At 69.1% G+C, this 20,918-nt stretch carries 16 protein-coding genes; 5 read left to right on the top strand and 11 right to left on the bottom strand.

Annotated features, from left to right (window positions below; translation table 11 throughout):
* The first annotated feature begins 12 nt into the window (after nucleotides 1-12).
* Nucleotides 13-531, top strand: coding sequence for a hypothetical protein (locus AKJ08_RS12140; protein WP_050726306.1), 519 nt, complete (start codon nucleotides 13-15; stop codon nucleotides 529-531).
* A gap of 128 nt (nucleotides 532-659) precedes the next feature.
* Complete coding sequence (locus AKJ08_RS12135) at nucleotides 660-1,451, top strand: alpha/beta hydrolase (RefSeq protein WP_205624722.1); 792 nt, start codon at nucleotides 660-662, stop codon at nucleotides 1,449-1,451.
* Nucleotides 1,452-1,482: 31 nt separating this feature from the next.
* Here the strand turns inward: AKJ08_RS12135 and AKJ08_RS12130 are convergent, their stop codons facing one another.
* Nucleotides 1,483-2,157, bottom strand: coding sequence for a DUF4336 domain-containing protein (locus AKJ08_RS12130; RefSeq protein WP_082343117.1), 675 nt, complete (start codon nucleotides 2,155-2,157; stop codon nucleotides 1,483-1,485).
* Between the two features lie 97 nt (nucleotides 2,158-2,254).
* Here AKJ08_RS12130 and AKJ08_RS12125 point away from each other — a divergent pair, with 97 nt between their 5' ends.
* Nucleotides 2,255-2,794, top strand: a complete 540-nt coding sequence (locus AKJ08_RS12125) for a MarR family winged helix-turn-helix transcriptional regulator (protein WP_082343115.1) — start codon at nucleotides 2,255-2,257, stop codon at nucleotides 2,792-2,794.
* Nucleotides 2,795-2,843: 49 nt separating this feature from the next.
* On the opposite strand, the gene AKJ08_RS12120 is transcribed toward AKJ08_RS12125, so the two are convergent.
* A complete protein-coding gene (locus AKJ08_RS12120) occupies nucleotides 2,844-3,779 on the bottom strand; it encodes a LysR family transcriptional regulator (RefSeq protein WP_050726305.1) in 936 nt (311 codons plus the stop codon).
* Between the two features lie 196 nt (nucleotides 3,780-3,975).
* Between AKJ08_RS12120 and AKJ08_RS12115 the strand changes: the two genes are divergently transcribed.
* Nucleotides 3,976-4,413, top strand: coding sequence for a nuclear transport factor 2 family protein (locus AKJ08_RS12115; RefSeq protein WP_050726304.1), 438 nt, complete (start codon nucleotides 3,976-3,978; stop codon nucleotides 4,411-4,413).
* Nucleotides 4,414-4,717: 304 nt separating this feature from the next.
* Here AKJ08_RS12115 and AKJ08_RS12110 read toward each other — a convergent pair whose 3' ends face one another.
* Together AKJ08_RS12110 and AKJ08_RS12105 are read right to left on the bottom strand one after the other, a co-directional pair.
* Nucleotides 4,718-6,391, bottom strand: a complete 1,674-nt coding sequence (locus tag AKJ08_RS12110; RefSeq protein ID WP_050726303.1) for an HNH endonuclease signature motif containing protein — start codon at nucleotides 6,389-6,391, stop codon at nucleotides 4,718-4,720.
* A 178-nt stretch (nucleotides 6,392-6,569) separates the two neighbouring features.
* A complete protein-coding gene (locus AKJ08_RS12105) occupies nucleotides 6,570-7,997 on the bottom strand; it encodes a putative metal-binding motif-containing protein (RefSeq protein ID WP_205624721.1) in 1,428 nt (475 codons plus the stop codon).
* Between the two features lie 483 nt (nucleotides 7,998-8,480).
* On the opposite strand from AKJ08_RS12105, the gene AKJ08_RS12100 reads away from it, so the two are divergent.
* Nucleotides 8,481-9,362, top strand: a complete 882-nt coding sequence (locus tag AKJ08_RS12100) for an isoaspartyl peptidase/L-asparaginase family protein (protein ID WP_050726301.1) — start codon at nucleotides 8,481-8,483, stop codon at nucleotides 9,360-9,362.
* 38 nt (nucleotides 9,363-9,400) lie between these two features.
* On the opposite strand, the gene phoU is transcribed toward AKJ08_RS12100, so the two are convergent.
* The 7 genes from phoU to AKJ08_RS12065 all read right to left on the bottom strand — a co-directional run bounded on the left by phoU (nucleotide 9,401) and on the right by AKJ08_RS12065 (nucleotide 20,895).
* On the bottom strand, nucleotides 9,401-10,078 hold the full coding sequence (phoU, locus tag AKJ08_RS12095) for a phosphate signaling complex protein PhoU (protein WP_050726300.1): 678 nt from the start codon (nucleotides 10,076-10,078) through the stop codon (nucleotides 9,401-9,403).
* 9 nt (nucleotides 10,079-10,087) lie between these two features.
* The gene (gene pstB, locus AKJ08_RS12090) at nucleotides 10,088-10,855 is read right to left on the bottom strand and encodes a phosphate ABC transporter ATP-binding protein PstB (RefSeq protein ID WP_050726299.1); all 768 of its coding nucleotides are present in this window, start codon (nucleotides 10,853-10,855) and stop codon (nucleotides 10,088-10,090) included.
* 8 nt (nucleotides 10,856-10,863) lie between these two features.
* The gene (gene pstA, locus AKJ08_RS12085) at nucleotides 10,864-11,769 is read right to left on the bottom strand and encodes a phosphate ABC transporter permease PstA (RefSeq protein ID WP_050726298.1); all 906 of its coding nucleotides are present in this window, start codon (nucleotides 11,767-11,769) and stop codon (nucleotides 10,864-10,866) included.
* The gene (gene pstC / locus AKJ08_RS12080; protein ID WP_082343111.1) at nucleotides 11,766-12,797 is read right to left on the bottom strand and encodes a phosphate ABC transporter permease subunit PstC; all 1,032 of its coding nucleotides are present in this window, start codon (nucleotides 12,795-12,797) and stop codon (nucleotides 11,766-11,768) included. The genes pstA and pstC overlap by 4 nt, the downstream gene beginning before the upstream one ends.
* Before the next feature lie 102 nt (nucleotides 12,798-12,899).
* On the bottom strand, nucleotides 12,900-13,784 hold the full coding sequence (locus AKJ08_RS12075) for a phosphate ABC transporter substrate-binding protein (protein ID WP_050726297.1): 885 nt from the start codon (nucleotides 13,782-13,784) through the stop codon (nucleotides 12,900-12,902).
* Between the two features lie 188 nt (nucleotides 13,785-13,972).
* Nucleotides 13,973-15,127 carry a hypothetical protein gene (locus tag AKJ08_RS12070; protein ID WP_050726296.1) on the bottom strand — a complete coding sequence of 385 codons (1,155 nt, stop codon included), beginning with the start codon at nucleotides 15,125-15,127 and terminating at the stop codon, nucleotides 13,973-13,975.
* A gap of 116 nt (nucleotides 15,128-15,243) precedes the next feature.
* Nucleotides 15,244-20,895 carry an AAA family ATPase gene (locus AKJ08_RS12065; protein ID WP_169788815.1) on the bottom strand — a complete coding sequence of 1,884 codons (5,652 nt, stop codon included), beginning with the start codon at nucleotides 20,893-20,895 and terminating at the stop codon, nucleotides 15,244-15,246.
* Between the last annotated feature and the right edge of the window lie 23 nt (nucleotides 20,896-20,918).

The raw sequence follows: 20,918 nt of genomic DNA, 5'->3' as shown, positions 1-20,918 counted from the left end.
AGGAGAACGAACATGAGGATCTCTAGCCTTTTTCCGATTCTCCTCCAGGCAGCCCTCCTGGCGGGCTGCGCCAAGGCCACGCCGGCGGCCGCTCCCGCCGCGACCGCGCATTCGGAGGAGAACCCCGCGGACGCGAAGCACGCGGCCGTCGATCCGAGGATTCGCGCCCCGTTCGTCCTGCGCATCGAAGGCCCCGACGAGGTCAAGGCGGGAGAGGTGGCGAAGCTGTCCATCCACATCGCCTTCTCGGGGTCGGCTCAGGCCCCGCTGGAGCTCCAGGTGAAAGTCCCGCCGGGAATCGAGCTCATCGAGGGCGCCGTCTCCGAGACGATCGACGCCGGAAAGCTGACGGACGTCGTGCGCTACCTCGCGGTCCGCGTGGACGACCCGAGCGCCGCACTCGAAGTGACCGCATCCATGTCCGGAGAGGACTTCGGCGCCCACGCCACGAAGCGGCACACGTTCGAGGGGGCACCCAAGCCCGCTGAGCGCGTGCGTCCCGGTGGATCGCTCGTGCCGCTGAAGAAGTAGTCGAACCTCCATTCGGTGGGCGGGCGGGCCTCCGTGCCTTCCCCGCCCACGCCGCGTCTGCGTCCTCCCTCGGGGCGGGGCAGGTTCGGTCGGGGCATGTCCCTCGGACGCGAGGCGTTCCTCCGTTCGTGCGAAAGCTGCCCTTCGTCCTCATCGCGGCCGCCGGCTGTGCGGCCGGTTCCGCCACGGCTCAGTCTCACGGCGCTCGCGGCGAGGCGGAGGCGGCCTCCGCTCCTGCGATCGAAAGCACCAGCGGAAGGCTCTCTGCGCGTCCCACCGTGCGGGAAGCCGCCGCGATCGCCCCGAAGCCCGGTGTCTCGCCCCTCGAATTGGACGGCAAGCGAGACGGGCGGATCTTCATCCCGAAGGACTACCGCGCGGACCGTCCCGCGCCGCTGATCGTGCTCCTCCACGGCGCAGGTGCCGACGGCGCGAGCATCCTCGGCGCCGTGCAGCGCGAGGCCGAGCGAGCGGGCGCGATCGTCCTCGCCCCCGACGCCCGCGGCGCCACCTGGGACGTCTTGCGCGGCGGGTTCGGTCCCGACGTTCGATTCATCGACGAGGCCCTCCGCAAGACCTTCGAGCGCTACTCGATCGATCCGTCTCGAGTCGCCCTAGCCGGCTTCTCCGACGGGGGCTCCTACGCGCTCTCGCTCGGCCAGGCCAACGGCGATCTCTTCGGCTCGATCATCGCCTTCTCGCCAGGCTTCTCCGCGCCCCCACAGCAGGTCGGCAAGTCGCGGATCTTCGTCTCCCACGGCGTCGGCGACGGCGTGCTCCCGATCGATCCGTGCAGCCGCACCATCGTCCCGCGTCTTCGGGGCCAGGGCTACGACGTGCGCTTCGTCGAGTTCGACGGCGGCCACTCCGTTCCCGCATCCATCGCGCACGAGGCCATGACCTGGTGGACCGGGCGGTAGACGAGCATCGACCGGATCGTCGGTGGATGCGCTACAGCTCGAACGCCTGCCGGAAGAGCTCTCGGCCGCCGGTCTCCACCACGTCGCCGTGGGTCACGATCACCCGATCGAAGTCCCACGAAGCGATCCGCTCCATCGACGCGGCGAAGGCGGCCCGATCGTGGATCGTCGAGCGCAGAACGCGGGTCGGGCCGAACCGCCCGAAGCCGCCGTTGAGCTTCATGCCGAGACGCGTCCAGGCCCCGCCTCGGCGAACGTTGAACGCGAGGTCCGTGAGGACGAGGGTGCGGGTCGCGGCGTGGAAGAAGACGACCTCGTTCGCCTTGCTCCCGGCGACGACGAGCTGTTCGATCGCGCCGGTCCACGGCTCCGGCGCTTCGTCGCGGAGCTCCTCTCCGGCGGGCAGGTTCTGCACCTTCTCCCGCAGGCCCGGGGCGAGGAAGACGCGCGCTCGCGGAAAGTGCTCCGCCGCTCGTCGCAGGTAGAGGTGATGGAAGGAGTTCGGAGCCACGATCGCCTCGACCTCCCCGAGCGATCGGATGGCTTCCACGTGAGCGACCTCGAACGGCCCCGGGGAACAGAGGAACAATCCGCCGGAGCGCAAGCGGGCCAGCGTGGAGCGCGCGCCGAGCGAGAGCCCCATCAACGAGAACGGAAGGTCGACGGTCCAGAGGCCTTCATCGATGCGGCGGAGGATCGAATCCATGCGCGGCTCCTGAAGCGGGTCTGGTGAATCGTAAGGTCGCCTGACTAGAATCGTCAAGGCACCTGACGAATCGTCCGAGGTCCGCTAGTCTCCAGCCATGGCGACCGATCGAAAGGGAGATGGTTTCGCGCTCGAGCTGGAGCGGGCCAAGGAGCAGAGCGTCGGCCAGCTCCTGTTCCGGGCGGCGCGGCTCTGGAACGAGCAGGCCATTCTGCGGGTCCAGGCGACGAGACCGTCGATTCGGATGGCTCATACCCAGCTGCTCCCCCACCTCGACCTGGACGGCACCAAGCTCACCGAGCTGGCTGCGCGCGTCGGGACGAGCAAGCAGGCCGTGGGGGAGCTCGTCGACGACCTCGAGGAGCAGGGCCTCCTCGAGCGGATCCCCGATCCGAGCGACAGAAGGGCCAAGCGGGTGCGATTCACCCGAGCGGGGCGGAAGGAGCTGCTGGCCGGCCTGGAGGTGCTCGTCCGCGTGGAATCCGAGCTACGGGAGGAGCTCGGGAGCCGCCGCATGGACGCGCTCGCCGAGACCCTTCGGCGGCTCGTCCCGATCCTCGAGCGTCACGCCGAGACGGCAGCGAGCTCGCCCGGACGGAGGACTACAGGCTCGCCGCGTTTCGAGCGGGACGGGTAGGGATTCCAGTGGTAGTGCGCGACACCGCCACCGGAGGCGATGTTCGGCCCTACGACCCCGGTGGAGACGCTGGCCCGAGCAGAGCGGTGGCGCAGTCGACGAACGCGCGAAGCTTCGGCATGTCGCGCGCGTTCCGAGGAAAGTAGAGGAAGAGGCCAGGAAGCTCGATCGAGTAATCGTCGAGCACGGTCTCGAGGCTCCCCTGAGCGACCTCGCGCCGTGCCTCGGGCTCTGCGACAAGGGCCAGGCCGAGGTCCTTCTCCGCGCACGAGATCAGGAGCGCCGCGTCGTTCGCCAAGACCGGTCCGCTCACACCGACCTCGAGCTCCTGCCCGTCCTCGACGAAGGTCCAGCGACTCTGGCCGCTGCCGGAGAACGAACGCCATCCGAGGCAGTCGTGGTCGACGAGCTCTTGGGGATGCGAGGGCCGGCCGCGGTGCGCGAAGTAGCGCGGCGAGCCGACGACGACCAGCCGCAAGGGTGGGCTCAGGCGGACGCGAACCATGTCCTGGTGCACCGAATCCCTCGTGCGAACGCCGGCGTCGAAGCCGGCCCGCACGATGTCGATCGGGTTGTTGTCCACCACCACTTCCGTCCGCACGGCGGGATGGCGCCGCCCAAACTCGGCGAGCGCCTCGGGCAGCGCGACGTGACATGCGACGCGCGGAATGTTCAACCGGAGCACGCCAGTCGGCTCGTCGCGTGCCGCCTTGACCGCAGTGAGCGCGGCGGTCGCGAGCGCGAGAGGGGGACCGGCCTCCGCGAGCAGCCGTGCACCCGCGTCAGTGAGCCGGGCGCTACGCGTCGTTCGAACGAAGAGGGACAGTCCGAGCTCTCGCTCGAGGCGCGCGATCGACTGACTCACCGCAGACGGCGACATGGACAAGATCCGCGACGCTGCCGAGAAGCTCCGTTGCTCGGCGACGGCGACGAAGATCGGAAGGTAGGCGAGGGCACCGGTTGAGATTCTTTCGGTTCTCTTCATGCTCGAATGCGCGTTCCCGTCGTTCTCGGACGAATGATAGCCCGCTAGAACCTGGGACATGAAAAGGCACCGAAACGCCAAGGGCGGCACCGGGACGAGCTCAGGAGTTTGGCGGGCGATCTCGATCGCGCCACTGGTATCACTTGCGATTTCTTGCGTCGGTGTGGGCCGACCACCCCCTGAAGGAGCGATAGCGGTGAATGAGGAGTCGGCGGATCGCAACCTGCTGGAGCGCCTCGCCATTCGCGAGCTCGTCGAGAAGGTCAGCGACGCAATCAACCATCAGGAGTGGGACACGCTGCGCGCGTTCTTCAGTGAAGACGTCGTCTGGGAGCGCCAGCCCCCGAATCCCTGGGTCCTCGACGGGCGGGAGGCCGTCTTCGGCTTCCTCGAGGGCAACATGCCCAAGCTCGACGTCCGGTTGTTCCACGTCACGGCGACAGCGATCGAGCTCGAGGACGAGACCAACGCGGTGGCGCGATCGACGATGAGCGAGCTCCTCCGGTTCAAGGAGACGGGGCGAGAGGTCCACGTGGTCGGCACCTATCATGATCGATTCAAGAAGGAAGCCGGCCGGTGGCGCATCGTGAGGCGGACGATCGAGCCGCGTTTCGAGGAGACCCTCAAGCGCTGACGTCGATCGTCATGGTCGTCCATCGTTCCTGCCACCTTTTTTCGGCACTTGTGCGGGTTCGGCCTCGATTTGACGGCGGCGGAACCTCGAGAGCCCGCGCGGACGAGCCGCGAGTTCGACCCTTCCTCGGGCCCCGCGAGAGCCTCGCGGAAAAAGGCGCGGGTCTGCACCCGCACGAAAGCCTTGCGTAGAAGCGGCCAGTTCCCGGCCGTCGCAGGACGGCAGTGGCGAAAGCACCCGCGGATGAGAGGCTTACAGGTTTACCGCACGCCGGCAGCCCGAAGCCGGGGACGCCGGCCTGGGTTCAGGTGAGCAGGGTGGAGGCGGACAACGGTGCGCGCTTGTTTCGCGCGTGGTCATAGTCGAGGGGAGGAAGGGCTCCGGCGTATCGCTGGACGAGGACGTCGACACAGAGCGGGAGATCCCACGGATAGCAGTCGGGCCCGGGTGGAACCACGAGGTCGGACGTCCCCTCCTGCGCGTCGAGCCACGAAAGGAATCCTGCGTATCGGTCCAGGCCGGTGGGGTCGTCGATGCGCGGGACGTAGGGGCTGCCGTCGAGGCGGTGGCCGCGCGGGTCGAAGAAGGCCGGGGCCTTGCCCTCCATCTCGACCCGGAAGCCCTCCTCGTGGACGAGGCGGTGGTGTTGCCGGCAGAGGAGCACCAGGTTGTCGAGCTTCGTCTCGCCGCCCTTCGCCCAATGCTCGACGTGATGGCCGTCGACGAAATGCGTGTGCGTGCATCCCGGGAAGCGGCAGCCGCCGTCCCGCTTCTGCATAGCCCGGCGCAGCGCCGGAGGGATCGCCCGGGTTCGGCGACCGACGTCGAGCGGATTCCCCTCCGAATCCACGGTCATCACGACAATCGGCGAATCGCAGCTCAGCCGCTCCGCCGTCTCGATCGGGAGATACGTTCCGTCCTCCAGGTGCGCCAGCGCCTCGCTCCTCCCCGCCAGGGAATCCGCGTCCACATGGACGACGACCTCGAAGCGTGGCGCGCCCGTTGAGCGGATCGCTTGGGGAGCTTGCAGAACGCTCTCCGAAAGCGCGAGGAGGGCGTCCGCGCGATCGAACGACTGTTGTGCCCAGGTTCGCCTTCGGGGCCGGGATGGCACGTCCACAGGTGTCGCGGTGACGCCTCCGCTTGCGGGAACGCCTGCTTCAGCGGAAACGCCTGCCTCCGCGGAAACGCCCGCCTCCGCGGAAACGCCTGCCTCCGCAGAAACGCGTGCCTCCGCGGAAACGCCTGCTTCAGCGGAAACGCCTGCCTCCGCGGAAACGCCTGCCTCCGTAGAGACCTCGCCCTCGGCGGCTACGTCTTCGTTCGCTGCGTCGGTTGGTGCCGCTTGGGACTGGGCGCGGAGGGCGTCGTTGCCGGCGTACCGGATGGCGTCGAGAGCCTTCAGGACGACTTCGGCCTCGTCTGCCGGGAGCTGGGCTTCGATGCGCATCATCCCTGACTCGATGTGTCGGGCGCGGACCCAGCGTTCGGTGTCGACCTCGGGAATGCGGCCGTCTTCGCCTCGCTCCAGGACGGTGCGGTAGCTGCGGGTGATCCGCTCCATCTGGCTACCGGTCGCGGTGCGGGCGAGGGCGATCAGGGCGTCCTCGTTCTCCGGCGTGGCGACGCGGGTGATGGCGCGAGCCTTGGAGTAGCTGAGGAGGCCGCGTCGCATGGCGTCGTCTACGAGGGGAAGCCGTCCGAGGGCACGGGCGACGCGGACCTTCTCACGAGCGGCGCCGCGGTCGAGGCCGATGCGCCACGAGAGCCAGTGGGCGCAGGTGAGCGCTCCTTGGTTGCCCCATCCCTTCCTCTCGTCGAATTCCCGGACGAGCGTCAGGAGGCGCCAGTTTGCCGCGTCGATTCGGGCCGCGACCTCGGCGATCTCCTCGCCGACGCGCTCCAGCGCGGAGAAGTCGAACGGAACGAAGGTGGATGGGCCCGAGGCCAGAGGCTCGTTCGTACCGGAGGATTCCATGCCTCCGATGGTCTCACGACGGTCTGACATCGACCGTCGTCACGCTGGAGTGCGTGTCGGCAATCCGTTCTCAGCGGGGCAGATGGCGCTCGAATGTGGCTCGGGCGTTCCGCACGCACTCGCGCTGGAGCCGGCGGGGCTTTCGCCAACTCCGCGGTTTCGTTCGAATGGGCCGGCGCTAGTCGCGGCCGAGAACGACGATGCGGTCCGCGTCGGCGCAACCGACGAGGAGGGCTGCGGAGGCTTGGCCCGATGCCGGGACGCTGGCGAGCATCGACGGCTTGGTGCAGCCCGGGAGCGCGTGCTCGACGGGCGCGAAGCCGGCTGCGGGAAGTCCGTCGGCGCCTAGCGCGAGCTCCCAGACACGGCCCTGGCAGTCGTCGGCGACGAAGAGCTTGGATCCAATTACCTTCAGGGCGCTCGGGCAGGTGCCGGCAGGCAGATCGAAGGGTGTGGAGGTGTGGCTAGAAGGAAGCCGACCGGTAGAAATGGCGGCTGCCTCACCGTTCGATTCGATTCCACCGGCGACGTAGAGAACCTTTGCGTTCGAGCTCAGGTGAAGTGCTCGCGGTCGTTCAGTGGCGAGAGCATGGAGTAGGCCCGAAGCGCCAGGAACAAGCTGGCGGGTCCCGGCGTCGACTGTAGCTATACCCAGACGATTGTCTTCGCGGAAAGTGATGTAAACAATCCCGTCGGTATTCGAGTCAGTGTGACGAGTGACGATCCGACTCGGTGTTGCGGTGTTCCCGAGCGTTGATTCGCCATCTGAGAGATTCTCAAGCCGAATGAATGTGCACGCTTCCGCTCCCGCGTCGCATTCGAGATCGCCGGGAGCACCCGCGAGTGCGGTGGGCGCAAATGACAGTAACCTCGGTGCACTCGCGAACGAGGCAAAAGCCATTGTCTCGAACGGCGAAGTCGAAATTACGCCTCGAAGGCCCGCTCCGACAAGAAACTGCCTCCCCGCGCTGTCGTCTGCGCCAACGCTCGAGATCGTCCTTGTTGATGCCTCGTAAAATAGCGTTGTCGAGTTTGACGACAGAATTGCGAGACCCCGCGGATCGTCCGTCTCGAACGCCGACCGCGGCTCCGGCGCCGCCAGCGTCGCGTCGAACCGCAGGATCGCTCCCTTCCCGCCATCCTTGCCCCCAACGGCCACAAGACACGTGGTCGCGTCGCAGGTGATATCGCGGACGCCGGTCTTGCCGGCGGGGAGGGGGAGGTAGCAGACGCCCGGGTTGCAGCTTCGGTCGACGCCGTCGCAGGGGTCGTCGGCGCCGGGGTGGATGGTCGGGTCGTCGGGATCGCAGTCGACGACGTCGGAATAGCCGTCGCCGTCGTAGTCGAAGTCGGGGGAGAGGGAGAGCACGAAGCGGACGGCGGCGAGGGAGTCGGGGGCGGTCGCGTCGACCTCGGCGGTGGCGGCGGCGAAGTGCGCTGGGGCGCCGGCCAGGGTGAGGGCGGTGGCCTGGACGTCTAGGTCGAAGGTCGCGCCCTCGGTCCTGGGCAGGGTGATAGGCAGCTCGAAGGCGATGGAGCGTCCGGATTCCGCTGCAAGCGCGAACGAGTCGGCGTCGACCGGCGTGCGGACGATCTCGGGCTCCATACCGGCGAAGCGGGTACGGAAGCGCAGCTCGGTGATCGCGCGTGCGTGGGCCCCGAGGTAGGCGGCGAACTCGTCGCTGGCGAAGACCTCGACGGGGAGGACGGTATCGACGGTCTCGTGCCCGCTTCCGCTGGAGCCGCCGGTGCCGCCGACGCTCCCGCCAGAGCCACCGCTGCCCGTGTCGCTCCCGCTGCCCCCGGTTCCCCCGCTGCCCGCACCGCCGTCGTCGGCGACGCAGATCTTCACGCCGTGGGTCTCGCAGCGATGGCCTGCAGGGCAGTCGGCGTCGGTCGCGCAGTCGGATTCGATGTCGGCGAGGCAGCTTCCGCCGACGATCCCGAGGGAAAGCGCGAGTGAAATGATGAGCTTCCGCGACATGGGGATCCCCTCCGGAGCAATGGAGATAGGTAACATCCAATAGATCGCAGAGTCAAAAGCTCGGCGGGCTTGCGGTTGCGTTGAGCCGCGGTGCTACCGTGAGGCATGGCTCATTCGATTCTGGTCCACGGGGGGGCGGGTCCGATCGCCTCCGACGATCGCGCGCTCGCGTGTGCGGAGGGCTGCCTGGCGGCGGCGCGGATCGGTCACGCGATCCTAACGGGAGGGGGCAGCGCCCTCGACGCCGTGGAGGCCGCGTGTGCGGCGCTGGAGGACGACCCGCTGTTCAACGCGGGGACGGGCGCGTGCCTGAACGCGGACGGCGACGTCGAGCTGGACGCGGCGATCATGGAAGGCACCTCGCTGCGCGCCGGGGCGGTGGCAGCGGTGCGCACGGTGAGGAACCCGATCCGGCTGGCACGGCTGGTGATGGATCGTTCACCCCATGTATTGCTCGCGGCGCATGGGGCCGAGCGGTTCGCCCGGGAGCAGGGAGTCGCGCCGCATCCGCCCTCGCTCCTGGTCACGCAGCGGGCCCTGGATCGGTGGCGCCAGGAGCGCGCGAGGCTCATCGCGCCGAAGCCGGGGACGGTGGGGGCGGTGGCGATCGACGCTGCGGGGAGGGTGGCGGCGGCGACCTCGACCGGGGGGACGAGCGGGAAGCGCGCCGGGAGGGTCGGCGATTCGCCGTTGCCGGGCTGCGGCCTCTACGCAGACGACGCGGCGGGCGCCGTGTCGGCGACGGGGCAGGGAGAGGCGATTATCCGGGTGGTGCTGTCGAAGCACGTCTGCGATCGCATAGCGGCAGGGGAGCCCGCGGACGTCGCGGCGGCAAACGCGCTCCGCGAGCTTCGTCGCGTGAACGGCGAGGGCGGGATCATCGCGGTCGACCGCCATGGGCGGCTGGGCTACGCCACGAACGCGGCCCGGATGAGCCGCGCTTCGATCGACGTCGACGGCAAGGAGTCGTCGGCCTTCGAGCCCTGACGGGCGTCGCTGGAAAACGACCAGCGACGCGCGAAAACCTACGCCAGGACGCGGCTCTTCGGGTGCCGCACGTCGCGGCCTTCGACGTAGAAGATCACCATCTCGGCCACGTTGGTCGCGTGGTCGGCGATGCGCTCGAGATGCTTGGCGATGAAGAGGATCGCCATGCCCCGCGCGGTCACGCTGGGCTCGGCGGTCATGATCTCCACGAGCTCGCGGAAGACCATGTGGTAGAGCTCGTCGACCTCGTTGTCCTGCTCGAGGACCTCGCGGGCCTTGGCGGCGTCGCTGGCGACGAAGGCGTCGAGGGCCTTCTTGAGCATGTCCTCGGCGATCTCCGCCATGCGGGGGATGTCGACGTAGGGCCGCACCGGCGGCTGCTCGTTGAGCTGGATGGCCCGCTCGGCGACGTTGACGGCGAGGTCGCCGATGCGCTCGAGGTCGGTGACGATCTTGAGCGCAATGGTGATGAAGCGCAGATCGGAGGCCGCAGGCTGCCGAAGCGCGAGCATCCGTAGGCAGAGCTCGTCGATCTCCACCTCGAGGAGGTTGACCCGCCGGTCGTCGGCGACGACGGCCCGTGCGAGGGCGGAGTCCCGCTCCGCGAGTGCCTGGACCGAGCGCACGATCGCCTGCTCGACGATCCCCCCTACGGTGAGGAGCTTTTCCCGGAGCTCGGTGAGCTCGGCTTCGTAGATCTTGTCCGTATGGAACATGGCTCCACTCTATCCGAATCGACCGGTGATGTAGTCCTCGGTCCGGCGGACCTTGGGGTTGGTGAAGATGGTCTCGGTCGAGCCGAACTCGACCAGCTCGCCCATGTAGAAGAACGCAGTGTAGTCGCTCACCCGGGCGGCCTGCTGCATGTTGTGGGTGACGATCACGATGGTGTAGCGCGCCTTGAGCTCGTGGATCAGCTCCTCGATGCGGGCGGTGGCGATGGGGTCGAGGGCGCTGGCCGGCTCGTCCATGAGGAGCACCTCCGGCTCCACGGCGAGGGCCCGGGCGATGCAGAGCCGCTGCTGCTGGCCGCCGGAGAGGCCGAGGGCGGAGGTCTGGAGGCGGTCCTTCACGTCGTCCCAGAGGGCGGCGTTCCGCAGGGAGCGCTCGACGATCTCGTCGAGGCGGGCCTTGTTCTTCTGCCCCAGGATCCGCGGACCGAAGGCCACGTTCTCCCAGATGGTCTTGGGGAAGGGGTTGGACTTCTGGAAGACCATCCCCACCCGGCGGCGCAGCTCCACCGGGTCGAGGCCCTTGCCGTAGAGGTCGGCGTTGTCGAGCGTGACCCGCCCCGTGATCCGCACGCCGGGGATGAGGTCGTTCATCCGGTTGAAGCAGCGCAGATAGGTGGACTTGCCGCAGCCGGAGGGACCGATGAGCGCGGTGACCCGCCGCTCGGGCAGATCCATGGTGATCCCGTGGAGGGCGCGCTTCTCGCCGTACCAGAGCTCCAGGTTGTCGGAGGAGAGTTTGGGCGCTGAGGGCTCGTGCATGGGGCCTTTCAGGCGCGGCCCGCCCGGAGGCGGTTCCGCAGGGTGATGGCGACGAGGTTGAGGACCACCGTAACCAGCAGGAGGACGAGGACCGTCCCGTAGAGGAGCGGCCGGGTCGCCTCGATGTCGGGCGACTGCGTTGCGAGCACGTAGACGTGGTAGCCCAGGTGCATGAACTGGTCGTGGGCGTGGGTGGGGAGGTGGGGCAGGAAGTAGGCGGCGCCGGTGAAGAGGATGGGCGCGGTCTCTCCCGCGCCGCGGGCCACGGCGAGGATCGCGCCGGTCAGGATGCCGGGCATGGCCTGCGGGAGGACGATCCGGAAGACCGCCTCGAACTTCGTGCTCCCGAGGGCGAGGGCCGCCTCCCGGTGCTCGCGAGGAACCGTGCGGAGCGCCTCCTCGGTGGAGACGATCACCACCGGCAGGGTCAGCACCGCAAGTGTCAGCGCCGACCACAGGATCGCCGGCTGGCCCCACATCATCCGTCCGTCGAGGAAGAGCCTGTCGATGTTGCCGCCGAGGAACTGGATGAAGAAGCCCACGCCGAAGAGGCCGAAGACGATCGAGGGGACGCCGGAGAGGTTGTAGACGGCGCTCCGGACGGCGCGGGCGAAGAAGGACTCCTGCCGCGCGTACTCGAAGAGGTAGACCGCAGTGAGGACGCCGACCGGGATCACGGCGACGATCATGAGCAGCACGAGGAGCACGGTGCCGAAGATCGCGGGGAAGATCCCGCCGGCCATCATCCCGTCGCGGGGGCTCGCGGAGATGAACTCCCAGGAGAGGCGGGGAAGGCCGTTGATCGCCACGTCGCCGAGGATCACGGCGAGGACGAGCAGGATGGAGAGGGCAGCGCCCCCGGTCAGGCCGGCGAAGGCGGCGTTGGCGCGCTGGTGGGCGGCGAAGTGTCTCATGCGGTGAGGCCGCCGAGCTTGCGGCGCAGGCGCGCGACGTACCAGCCGCCGAGGCCGTTGAAGGTGAGGGTCACCAGGAAGAGGAAGCTTCCCAGGAGGAAGAGCACGGACCAGTGGGCGCCGCCCACGACGACCTCGCCCATCTCGGCCGCGATGGTGGCGGGGATGGTGCGCACGGAGTCGGAGGGGTCGACGGAGAGGATGGCCGCGTTCCCCGAGGCCATGAGCACGATCATCGTCTCGCCCATGGCGCGGCCGAAGCCGAGGACCACCGCGGCGAAGATGCCGGGCGACGCCGCCGGGAGGATCACGGACCAGGCGGTGCGGGCGCGGGAGGCGCCGAGGGCGAGGGAGGCCTCCCGGTAGACGCGGGGCACCGCGATGAGGGCGTCCTCGCTCACGGTGTAGACGACCGGGATGATGGTGAGGCCCAGGCCGACGCCGGCGACGATGGCGTTCAGGCGGTAGTGGAAGCCGAAGGTCTGCTGGAAGAAGGTGGCCAGGACCATCAGGGCGAAGAAGCCGAGGACTACGGAGGGGATCCCGGCGAGGAGCTCGATGGCGGGCTTGACCACCTCGCGCAGGCGCCGCGGCGCGAACTCCGCGGAGAAGACCGCCGCGAGGATCGCGAGGGGGACCGCGAAGAGGAGCGCGACGATCGTGACCTTGAAGGTTCCGACCACCAGCGGCGCGAGGCTGTACTTGGGGACCTTCGACGCCGGCTGCCAGCGGAAGGAGGGAGCCTCGGCCTTGCCCCAGGTCTGGGGCAGCACCATCGAGGCGGGCGTCACTTCCTCCCTCACCTCGGCCGAGTCGAAGACCGGGATCGCCTCGCGAACGACGAAGACGAAGATCAGTGCGACCGCCGCGATCGCCGAGAACGCGACGGCCTTGATGCCCCAGGATGCCAGCCGATCGACTGCCCGCCGTCGTGCGAGGCCGGGGAGCGGCGTGCCGCTCGCACCCGGTTCACGGGACGAGACGTTGGGCTGCGGGAGGATCAGCTCGGGTTCTTCGGCGCTCGGCATCGAATGGCCTTGGTGGGCTGGTGTCGACTGGCCCCGTGGTGAGGGGAGGGCGACAAAGCGAAGAGCGAGCGCGGTTGTCGCGCTCGCTCTTGTTTTCGTCAACTACGGCTTCGGCAGGGGGTAGTAGCCCGCCTTGGTCGCGAGGCCCTGGCCCTCCTCGGAGAGCGCGAAGCCGAGGAAGTCCTTGGCGTCGCCCGTCGGCTCGCCCACCGTGTACATGTAGAGGAAGCGGCTGATCGGGTAGGAGCCGTTGGTCACGTTCTCCATGGACGGCTCGACGGCGGCCGACGACGCCTCCTTCTTCACGGGGACCGCGCGGACGCCGGTGCCGTAGGCGATGCCGCCGTAGCCGATCGCCTTGGGATCCTTGGCCACCGCGTGGACCACGGCCGCCGTGCCGGGGAGGGTCTGGGTCTCGTCGGCGAAGTCCTCGTCACGGAGCACGTGCTCCTTGAAGTAGGCGTAGGTGCCGGAGTTGTTCTCGCGCCCGTAGAGCACGATGGCGGAGTCCTCGCCGCCGACCTCCTTCCAGTTCTTCACCTTGCCCAGGTAGATCTTCGCGAGCTGCTCGAGGTCGAGCTCCTTCACGGGGTTGGCCTCGTGGACGTAGATCGCGATCCCGTCGAGGGCGATCTTCGTCTCGACCGCGCCCTTGCCGCGGGTCTCGAGGACCTGCGTCTTCTCCTTCTCGTTGATGGGGCGGGAGGCGTTGGCGATGGCGGTGGTGCCGTTGATCAGGGCGGCGATGCCCGTTCCGCTGCCGCCGCCGGTCACCTGGACGACCTTGCCCGCGTTCTTCGCCATGAAGCTCTCGGCGAGGCGCTGGGCGAGGAGCACCATGGTGTCGGAGCCCTTCACCGTGAGAGCGGCGGAGGCGGCGGGCTTCTCGGACGAGCCCTCGGCGGGCGTGCCGGCGGCCTTGTCCTTGCTGGTGCAGGAGGCGAGCAGGGTTGCGGTGGCGAGTGCTGCGAGGATGCGGCGGGTCATAGGACCTCCAGTTCGGGCCGCGCACGCTAGGCGGGCCGTGTGACAAACGTGTGACAGATTGGAAACGAATCCCTGGGCCGGGCGGAGCCGAAGGCGGAGCAGACGAAAAGAAGAGCGTTTCCGCGCGGAGCGCGGCTGAAGAAGTCGGTCCCGCTTTGGCGGGGCCGATTTCTTCATCCGCTCCGGCCTTAGTAGCGGGCGTCGAGGTGGACGAAGACCGCGGAGCTCGGGTCCTTGGGGCCGGTCTTCTCGGGGTGCTCGAAGCCGAAGCGCTGGTAGTCGCCGATGACCTGGACCAGGTCGGTGACGCGGTAGGCGAGGCCGGCGATGAGGCGGGTGCGGTTCCCGGAGGTTTCGGCCCTCGCCTCCTCGTCGGTGTTCGGGGTGAAGTGGTCGTAGCGGCCGACCAGGCGGAGGTTCGCCGGCAGGTTGACGAAGCCGAAGGTGGAGGCGAGGACGCCCTTCCGGTTGGTGACGGTCGCCTCGCCGAGGGCGTTCTCGCCGACGTCATCGTCCCAGGTCGGGCCGGCGCTCACGGCCAGGGTGCCGTAGGGGGTCTCCCAGCTCGCGAGGCCCATCACGCGAATCCGCTCGACGTCCTTGTCGGCGACCTTCTGCCGGATCGCGTACTGGGCGAAGGCGGTGAGGCGCAGCCCCTCGAGGAGGTAGCCGCCAGAGGTGGCGAAGGGCGCGATGGTGAGGCGGGCGGCGCCCTCCTTGTACTTGGCCGCGTTCCTCGCGGTCTGCGGGCCCTTGGTGTAGCCGTCGCCGCCGCTCAGGAGCACCTGGTAGTCGACGAGGCCGCCCAGGTGCTTGCCCCAGGCGCCGACGCCGAGATCCGCCGAGGAGACGCCGGTGAAGAGCTCCAGCGCCGCAGGGCCGAGGACGCGGTACTTCCAGATGGAGTCCTCGAAGTCGATGTAGGCCGTCTGCTGGAGGCCGCCCTTCACCCGGACGTCGGGGAGGACGTCGGCGAACTGGGCGTAGGCGTACTTGAGCCGGAGGGCGAGGCTGCCGTTCAGGCTGCCGTCCGGATCGCTCACGCGGGTGATGTCCGGGGTGATCCGGAGCGAGATGTTGCGGCTCACCTGAGGCTCGATGTTGATGTAGGTGCGGGTGAGGTCGAAGCGGTTGGCGCCGTTCGTGCCGGGGCCCTCGGGATTGGCCTGGGCGGTGTCGTAGCTCCAGTGGGCGAAGATCACGCCGGAGATCCGGAGGCGGAGGCTGTCGAGGATGAGGCGGTCGTCGCGTGCCGCGACCGGCATGGCCGCGGTCTCCGTTTCTCCGAAGGCGACGGCGGGGAGGAAGAGGGCTGCGAGTGCCGCAAGAAGTTTCGATCGCATCGAGATGAGGGCTTCCTTGATGTGGCAGCGCCACGACGTTTACGCGGCGAGAATCCGCCCAGGCCGCGACGGCCGCGCGGCGACTTTGTGACAAGTACGCAACGAAGCGACGGTGGTCAGGGAGCGGAGGACGCGTCGTGAGCGGGCGGTTCGACGGGCAGCTCCACCGTGAACCGGGCGCCTTCGCCCTCCTCGCTCTCGACGCCGATGCTGCCGCCGTGGGCCTCGACGATCCGCCGGGAGACGTAGAGCCCGAGGCCCATGCCGCCGTAGTGGCGCGACGAGACGCCGCGAGAGAAGCGGCGGAAGAGCCGCTCCTGGATCTCGGGCGCGATCCCCGGCCCGTGGTCGGTCACGTCGATGCGCGCGATCCCGTCCTCCTGCCCGACCTCGATCTCGATCGGAGAGCCGCGCCCGAACTTGATCGCGTTGGTGAGGAGGTTGGTGACCACCTGGCCGATCCGGACCTCGTCCCAGCTCCCGACGACGCCCTTCGGGGTTTCGAGCCGGACGTCGGCGTCCGCGCGGGCGAGCTCGTCGGCGAGCTGGTCGACGGCCTCCTCGACGAGCTCGCCAAGGTCGAAGTCCTGCCGATGGATCTGCAGCTTTCCGGCCTCCACCTGGCCGACGTCGAGGAGGCGGCCGACCAGCCGGATCAGCCGTCGAATCTGCCTGCCTGCCAGCGCGAGGGCGTTCTTCACCTGCTCGGACGTCATCGAGGTGATCCGTTTCTCGAGGCGCTGGATGATGAGCTGGAGGCTGGTCAGGGGCGTGCGCAGCTCGTGGGAGGCGATCGAGACGAAGTCGTCCCGGAGGCGGATCGCGGCCTGCGCGGCGTTGTAGAGCCGGGCGTTGTCGAGGGAGAAGGCCGCCCGCTGCGCGAGCTCCTCCAGGAGCTCGAGATCCGCCGGCTCGAAGGGGCGCTTCGTCTCGAAGCGGACCAGCACGATGGCGCCGATCACGCGGCCACCCGAGATCATGGGTGACGCGATCAGCGAGTGCACGCCCAGGGAACGAACGAACTCGGACTGCGTTTCGTCGTCCGTGTATTCGCGGATGGTGTCGTCATCCATCTCTGGAAGGAAGACCGACTCGCCGGTCGCGACCGCGCGGCCTGCGGGAACGCGCGATTCCTTGTAGGGCCGATAGCCTGCCAGCGGGCGGAACGCCTTGGAGTCCAGCTCGGGGGCAATCGCGTAGGACGGCTCGAGGAAGGTGCCCTCCTCGTCGACGGGGAAGACGATCGCGCCGTCGGCGAGCGTCGCGGCGAACGCCCGAACCAGCCGCGTGGACTGCTCCCGTAGATCGAGGGACCCGGAGAGCGAGGCGGTGATCCGATCCAGGAGCTCGGTCCGCTCCTGCTCGGCCTCCGCCGCTTTCCGATCGGCCAGCTCCCGCGCCGACACCGCCGAGGCCTCCACCGAGATCGCCGCCTGGCCGGCCAGGAGCTCGAGGGCGGCGAGGCGCCGCGACGAGAACGCTCCCGCGACGAGATCGTTCTCGAGGTAGAGGGCCGCGACGGCCTCTCCCTTCCGGAGGATCGGTAGACAGAGAACGGAGCGAGGATGCCTCCGGACGAAGTACTCGTCCTCGGTCGGGCCAGAGGCGATGGCGTCTCCGATCACGACCCGCTCGCCCGTGCGAAGGACGAGCTGGACGATCGACGTGGGGACGAGCTCCGGGGAGAGGGGCTCGTCGAGGGATCGGGTCTCGACACCCGAAGGGGCGAGAGTCGCCTCCGCCAGGATCCGCGGCTCGCCGTCCCGCAGGAAAACGAAGCAGGCGCGGCGCGCGCCTCCCTGCTCGAGGACGGAGCGCACCAGGGGTGAGAGGAGCGACGGGAGATCGACCTCCTTCGAGATCGCCTGGGCGGCCTTCGCCAGTGCCATCCAGTCGAGGCGCTCGGCGGGGAGGGAGACGGCGGCCGTCGGGGCGGCCTCGGCGAGCGCAGGGAAGCGTTCCTCGAGATCCCGCACCTTCCCGTCCGCGCCCCATTGCCGGTAGCAGCGGCGCGCTTCTCGCAACCGGAGCTCCGCGCCGATCGCGAAGCCGCGAGCGTGGGTGAAGGCAGCGGAGCGCTCGAAGGCGAGGGCCTCGTCCTGAAGGAAGCGGTTCTCCCGCGCGCCCAGGATGGCGGCGTCGTAGGCGCGGACCGCGTCGAGCTCCCGGTCTTCCAGTCGCGCGACCTCCGCGGCGAGGAGGTCGTGCCTGTGGCCGAAGGTGGCCTTGCATCCCTCGGCCCAGACGCGAAAGCGCTCGAGCTCTTCGCGCAGGCTCCGAAAGCGCTCCGGATCGACATCCCCTTCGGTGAGGGTCCCGGCGAGGGCCATCGCGCGGTGGAAGTGGTGCTCGGGGACCTCGGTGAACGAGGGCGAGGTCCATATGAGCTCCTGCGCCTTCTCCGCCGCGTCGAGGGCCTCGTCGAATCGGGCGGCGTGGACGAGCGCGACCTGCTTCCGGATCCAGTGCCAGCAGATCGCGATCGGCGAGGTGGACCGGTACGCTTCGAGCTCGCGATCGAAGTCCGCCTCGCTGAAATCCTCCCCGTCGAAGGAGCCGAGGCTCTCGGTGTCTCCGCGGAGGCTCTTCACCAGGCGGAGCTGGTCCGTGACGACAGTGGTCACGAGCGGATAGCCGATCCCGGCCACGTACTCGAGGGAGTCCAGGCATTCGCGCTCGATCTCCGGGAGGGGGACGCCCATGGCGAGGAGGAGGGAGATCCGGTCGCACCGGACGTAGCAGGCGTAGGTGAGGTCTCCGGTGCGGGTCGCCGAGACGAAGGCGCTGTCGGCCAGCGAGAGGCCGGCGCTGAGGGGCTCGCGCCACTGGTTCGTGAACGCGGCGAGGATGTAGGTCTGGGCGCGGTAGGGCTCCAGCTTCCGGCGATCGACGAGGTCGCGCCCGAGCTTCCCGAGGTCGTAGGCCTTCCGGTAGCGGCCGAAGAGGTGGGCCACGGCCATCCCCAGGGCGGCGTAGTTCGGAGCGGCGGCGTCGGGGTTTCCTTCTTTCACGTTGAGTGTCGAAGAGATCAACATCAGCCCGGCCATCAGGTGGAGATCGGTGTAGAAGGCCGGGACCGCCACGACCCTCACGATGTCCGCAATCGCGGCGACCCTCTCGCTCTTCGCTCGAGGAAGGTCGAGGAGCGAGGAGATCGGCTCTCCGCCGAGCGCCTCCTCGAAGGCGTCGTGCTCGCGATCGACCTGTTCACTCGTGGGGCGAACGGGCGAATCGAGGCCGAGGCGCTGCAGGGCGTCCAGGGCCACCTCCACTGCCTGCCTGACCTCCTGGCGGATCGTGTGGAGGTAGATCGCCGAGGTCGCGACCGAGGCGATCTCCTCCGGGCCGCGAGCGCGCGCCTTCAGGTCCTCGAGGAGCTCGTCGGCCTGGGACCTGTCGCCCGTGAGGAACGCGCAATTCGCCCAGCCGAGGTGGAGGGGAAAGGCCAGGTCGCCGTGACGTTCCCAGGCGTCCTCTGGCAACAGCCCGGAGCCGATGGAGAAGAAATCGAGCGCGGTAGCGAAAGCGGACGAGTCCATCGCCCGCCGGCCCGCGGCGAGGTCGAGCCGGGCCGCCTCGAGCTTCTCGTCTGACCCCAGCAGCTCGCGCGCGAGGTTGAAGTGGGCCGCGAGCTCGAAGATCCCCTCTTCTTCCCCCGGCTCCTCCCGGGGAGCGGCCTGCAGGAGCAGACGGCCGATCCGGAGGTGGGCCTGGGCCCTCCGATCCTCCGGCAGGAGCCGGTATGCGGCGTGCTGGATCCGGTCGTGGACGAAGCGGAAGCGCTCCGCGGTGGCGTCGTCCGAGCGCAGGGTCATGAGCCCCTGCTCGAGGGCCGGTTGCAGCGCTTTGCGGATCTCGTCGCCGGGGCGCTCCATGACGATCGCGAGAGCCCGGAGGTCCGCGGAGTGGCCCATGCAGGCGGCGATCCGGAGGACGTCGCGCGTCTCCTCCGGGAGGCGGCCCAGGCGCGAGGCCAGGAGCTCCACCACGTTCTCTGTGAAGCCCTGGCGCTCGATCGCCGCCAGATCCCAGCGCCAGAGGTGCGCCTCGGGATCGAAGCGCAGGAGCCGATCGTCGACGAGCTCGGACAGGAATTGGAGCGCGAAGAAGGGGTTCCCGCCGGTCTTCGCGAGGACGAGCCCGGCGAGCGACCGGACCTCCTCTGCGGGCCCCAGGAGAGCGGCGGAGAGGAGCTCTTCGATGGCGTCCTTCTCGAGCGGTCCCAGGCCGAGCTCGGTCGTGGGCACGCCGCGCTCCTGGATCCGGCCCAGCCAGGAGAGGACCGAAGGGCCAACCTCCTGCTCCCGCCAGGCGCAGGCCACGAGAATGGGGCCGGCGTCGGGCTGGGAGAGCACGTGCTCGAGGAGCTCGAGGCTCTCGGGATCGCTCCACTGGAGGTCGTCCAGGAAGAGGACGACCGGGTGCTCGCGGGTGGCGAAGACCTGCAGGAATCGGGAGAAGACCCGCATGAATCGCTTCCGGGCTTCGACGTAGGGGAGCGGGGAGACCTCCTCCTGCGGGCCGACGATGGCTTCGAGCTCGGGCAGGAGCTCGACCAGGATCTGCCCGTTCTCCCCGAGGGCTTCGGCCAGGCGGCGCCGCCACGACGCGAGGGTCTCCTCCGGCTCGCCGAGGATGCCCCGCAGGGCCTCCCGGCACGCGTGGGCGATGGTGGAGTAGGGGACGCCGCGCCGGATCGAATCGAACTTGCCCGAGAGGAAGATCCCGCGCCGGCTGGCGAGGGGGCGGAGCAAGCCGTGCACCAGGGACGACTTGCCGACCCCCGACGCACCGGTGATCACGGTGAGGGCCGGCTTGCCGGAGCTCGCGACATCCTCGAGCGCTCCTTCGAGGATCGCCTTCTCTTCGTCGCGTCCGAAGAGGCGCTGGGGAAGCTGGAGTCTCGCGGAGACGTCCGAGGCGCCGAGCGTCGGGAGCTCGATCCGGCCGGTCTCCTTCCACTGCCGCTTGCAATCCTCGAGGTCGCGCCTCAGGCCCGCGGCGGTCTGGTAGCGCTCCTCGGGCATCTTGGCGGTGAGGTGGACGACGATCCGGGAGAGGTCGTCGGGGACGTGGGGGGAGAGCGTGGCCGGCGGGGGAACCGGGCTCGCGACCTGGAGGTGGATCCACTCGCCGGGATCCGCGGCCTCGAAGGGCAGGCGTCCGACCAGCATCTGGAAGAAGGTGATGCCCAGCGAATAGAGGTCGGAGCGACCGTCGATCGGGCGGTTCATCCTGCCGGTCTGCTCAGGGGAGATGTACGGCAGCGAGCCCTCGACCAGGTCGGGGAGGAGCACGCGGGGCCGCTCCGGGGACGAGCGGGACGAGAGGCCGAAGCGGAAGAGCCAGGCCTTCCCGGTGTCGGGGTCCGCGAGGAAGGCGTCGGGCTTCACGTCGCGGTGGACGACCCGCTCCTCGTGGAGCTCCTCGAGGGCCAGGGCCATCGATCGGGCCAGGTCGAGGAAGGTCTCGATGGGCAGCGGATCGCCCAGCAGGCCCGTGAGGGGATCGGCGCCCACGTCGTCGCGGACGAGGACGAGGGAGCCGTCGATCGATTCGAGGGCGAGGGAGCGGATCAGATGCGGGCGCTCGAGAGAGCGCCCGATCTCGAGGTCGTTGCGGAGCCGGTCCGCCGCCAGGGCCTGCGCGGCGCCCGTGGGGATCGTCTCCAGGAGCACGCGCCGGTCGTCCGATCGTCGAACGGCCCGCCGGAGGAGGCGCCCTCCCTCGCGGGAGAGCGTCTCGACGATCTCATAGGCACGCTCCACATCCTCAACTTGGAGAATCGTGC

The organism is Vulgatibacter incomptus, assembly GCF_001263175.1.
GTDB lineage: Bacteria > Myxococcota > Myxococcia > Myxococcales > Vulgatibacteraceae > Vulgatibacter > Vulgatibacter incomptus.
Note: the sequence above shows the minus strand (reverse complement) of the source record. Positions and strands in the feature narration are given on the sequence as shown.